Source organism: Acidobacteriota bacterium (genome assembly GCA_029861955.1).
Taxonomy (GTDB): Bacteria; Acidobacteriota; Polarisedimenticolia; order Polarisedimenticolales; family Polarisedimenticolaceae; genus JAOTYK01.
Genome location: JAOTYK010000086.1, coordinates 1 through 3,774, shown reverse-complemented (window position 1 = coordinate 3,774; position 3,774 = coordinate 1). Strand labels below are relative to the sequence as shown.

At 65.3% G+C, this 3,774-nt stretch carries 3 protein-coding genes; all 3 read right to left on the bottom strand.

Features of this window, described 5'->3' with window-relative positions:
* Window positions 1-911 (bottom strand): isoaspartyl peptidase/L-asparaginase (locus OES25_17545; protein MDH3629441.1); only part of this gene is annotated, 911 nt, incomplete at its 3' end.
* Window positions 908-2,380, bottom strand: coding sequence for a PQQ-binding-like beta-propeller repeat protein (locus tag OES25_17540; GenBank protein ID MDH3629440.1), 1,473 nt, complete (start codon window positions 2,378-2,380; stop codon window positions 908-910). The genes OES25_17545 and OES25_17540, both read right to left, overlap by 4 nt.
* 64 nt (window positions 2,381-2,444) lie before the next feature.
* Window positions 2,445-3,774 (bottom strand): asparagine synthase C-terminal domain-containing protein (locus tag OES25_17535; protein ID MDH3629439.1); only part of this gene is annotated, 1,330 nt, incomplete at its 5' end.

Here is a 3,774-nt window from a genome sequence, read left to right as displayed (position 1 = left end):
TCCGTGTTGAACTGCATGGAGATGTTGCCACGGAAGTCCACACCGATCGTGCCGCCATCCCCCGGCTTCAGCGTCTCCTCGATGGCACGACGCATCGAATCCTCCAGCGTCATTCCACCCAACTCCATCGCCGCCGAGATCCCGTGGGCGATGCCGTTACGGATGTACTCCTCCCCCACTCCGGTGCCGGAGATGGCGCAGGTTCGGTTGTCGGCATAGGTCCCGGCGCCGATGATCGGCGAGTCGCCGATCCGGCCGTAACGTTTGGCGGTCAACCCACCGGTGGACGTGCCGGCGGCAAGATCGCCGTTGCGATCCAGCGCGACGACGCCGACGGTGCTGCCGCCTTCCGGATCGCGAGGGAACTCCTCCGCGAGTTTCTCGTTAAGCGAATTCCAGCGTCGTTGGGTGAAGAAGTAAGACGGATCGACGAACTCGACACCTCGCTCCTCCCCGAACGTCTCCGCACCCTCACCGGCCAGCAGCACATGACGGGTCTGTTCCATCACCTGGCGGGCCAACCGAATGGGGTTCTTGACGCGTCGTACACCGGCCACGGCACCACACGAGAGGTCGCGACCGTTCATGATCGAGGCGTCCAGCTCGTTGATCCCGTCGCGATTGAAGACGGCACCACGGCCGGCGTTGAACAACGGGTCGTCTTCCATCGCGACGATGACGGCCTCGACGACGTCCAGGCTGGAACTGCCGGACTCCAACATCGTTACGCCGGTCTGCAGCGCGGCCTGAAGCGAGGCCCGGGCATGTTTCTCGAACGCGGAGTCGTCGCCCGCTCGGATCGAACCTGCGCCACCGTGGATGGCGATGGCCCAGTCTTTTTGCGGCTCACCGTCACAGGCGACCAGCAACAACGAGAGAACGAACGCGGTGAAGAGTCGGCCGTAACTCATTCGCCGCCGATCGCCCACAGATGCTCCTCGGTACGCAGATACATCGTGTCGCCCACGACCGCCGGGGTCGCCGCGATCGACTCGCCAAACTTGTTCTCCGACAGAACCTCCAGCTCGTCCCCGGTCCCGATCACGAACACCGTCCCACGGGCCGACGCGATCACGATGCGGTCTCCCACACCGACCGGCGTCGCGTAGTATTCGCCGCCCTCACCCAGCCGCGCCATCTCGAAGAACGGCTCACCGCTCTTCGGATCGACCGCACTGAGGAGGCCACCCTTCTTCACGTAGTACAGACGATCGTTGTAGAGCAGCGGTGAGGCGACATACGGAACGCCCTTGGTTCGACGCCACTGGACGTGGCTCTCGGTCACATCGCCCGTGCCGCCGTGGCGGACGGAAAGCATGACATTCTCACCGGGTGCCGCCGGGCCCAGCAGGCCGGCGATCTCCTCGGCCGCCAGTGCGCCGTCGGCGTTGCCATCGACGAAGATGAAGGCTTCGACGAGACGTCCCGGTGGGATCTCTTCGGCTTGCAGCGCGGCGTCGTCGTTACGATCGAGATGTTTGACCAGCAACGCCGCGTCAAGCAGCGCGTCCTGTGGGATGCCGTGACCTTCCTCGAAACCCGTCAGCATTCGTTCGTCATTGGGCACGTTAGGGGTGGACCAGCCACCGAAGTAGAGGTGATCTCCCGAGACGATGGGAGAGGGACAGACCAGGATCGTCACCCCCTGGACCCACCAGATCGGTCGACCGCTTACCAGGTCGTAGGACTTCAACGTTCCGGAGCCGGCGACCACCAGCTCCTTGCGTTTTTTGCCGTGCTTCCACAGGACCGGAGTCGAAAAATTGGGGCCCGCGTCGGGGCGTGGGGTGGTCCAGCGTTCCTCGCCGGTGGCCGCGTCGAACGCATGGATGGCCGACGCGCCGGAGACATCGCGGACGAGATAGATCGTGTCGCCATCGAGCACCGGCGACGTGCCGGTGCCGAACATGTTGGCCTCGATGGGGAACGTCTTCTCCCACAGCAGCTTGCCCTTCATGTCCAGCGCGATCAGACCGTAGGCGCCGAAGTAGGCGTAGATCCGTTTGCCGTCGGTGACCGGTGTCGGTGCCGCCGGGGTCGCATCGCGATGCAGGAACTGCTCTTTCCCGGCCGGCGTGAACTCTGTCTTCCAGGCCTGGGAACCGTCCTTGAGGTTGTACGCCAGGATCCAGAGTGCGTCGTCGGCCACGCCGGTCAGGTACAACCGCTTCTTCCAGACGATCGGCGACGAGCTGCCGGACGGCACGTCGACGGACCAGCGGATGTTCTCTTCCGGTCCGAACGAGTCGGGGATGCTGGACGAGGCCGCGACCGGGGTGGCGTTGGGGCCCAGGAACTGGGGCCAGTCGGCGGCGACGGCGAGGCTGCAAGTCAAAATGACGAGGCAACAAACAAGGCCAAGGCTGGAACGGATCCGCATTCGATACTCCCCCGGAGAATGTGGTGGCGCGCCAGTATAGCGGCGATCGGAGATATCGACGCGATCAGAACCCCTGCCGCGCCCACCAGTGATGCAACGACAGCAGCGTCCAGAGCTCACGGGAACATTCCCGTGTCCGGTCGCGATGCTGCTTCCGCAAGTCGTTGACGGCCTCAAAACGTACCAGCCCCGCGGCGTTTACTGCGGACTCCGAGAGAACCTCATCCAGCACCGGGACCAGCGGTCCGTTCAGCCAGGCCGGCATCGGCGGCGTAAAGCCCTTCTTCTGTAGCCCCGATATTTCTTCGGGCAGAAGACGACGGGCGACCTCCCGCAGCACGACCTTCGTGCGACGACCGCCGGCATGCAGCCGTGTCGGGATCGAGTCGGCGGCGTTCAGCACCACCCGATCGAGCAACGGCACTCGCACCTCCAGGCTGGCCTGCATCGATGTGCGGTCGACCTTGACCAGGTTGTCGTCCAGCAGGAACGTCCGTCGGTCGAGCTCCAGCAGTTTGCGCACCAGCGTTCCCGCGGTCCCCTCGCTTTGACCGAGTTGCGGCCCCAGCCCCGCCATAGGATCGCGTTCCAGCTGTTCGATCAGTCGCGGACCGAACAGATGCCGGCGTTGCTCTCCGAAGAAGATCGCCTTGACCATCAGGTGTGCCTGGAGCGGCGGATAGACCGCCCCCCGAACGAAACGCTTGGCCATGTAGTCCCGGGAGAGTCGCTCGAAAGACGCCGGCCACCGATTGACGACCGCGGCGATCGCTCCACGCATGAAGCCCGGGAGTCGTCGGAACGTCCTGGCCACACCGGGCATCAGGTAGTGCGGGTAACCGGCGAAGGCCTCGTCGCCCCCGTCACCGGAGAGCGCGACCGTCACGTCCTTCCGCGCCTGCCGGCAGAGCCACGTCATCGGTACGCTGGAGAAGTCGCCGAACGGCTCATCGAAGCCGTCCAACGTTTCGCGCACCAGGTCCGACGGATCGTCGGGGAGCTGCAGCACGTGATGCTCGAGACCGGCCGCCTGCGCGACGGTGGCCGCCGGAGCGGTCTCGTCGTAGGACGCCTGCCCGAAGCCCACCGTGAACGCGGACAGACGCCTGCCCGCATGACGCCCCGCCAGGGTCGCGACGATGGCGGAGTCCAGGCCACCCGACAGGAACACACCGACCGGGACGTCCGCGACCAGTTGTCGCCGGACCGCGTCGTCGATCGCGATCTGCGCGATCTCCCCGGCCTCCTCCAGAGTCATGTTGGCATTCGGTTCCTCGGCCACTCGGATCGCAGGCGACGCCAGCGCATCTTCCTGGTCGTCGTCGGTGATCGTCAGCGTGTGGCCGGGCTCCAACTTGCGGATGCCCGCAAACCCGGTCGCCGGCGTCGGGACG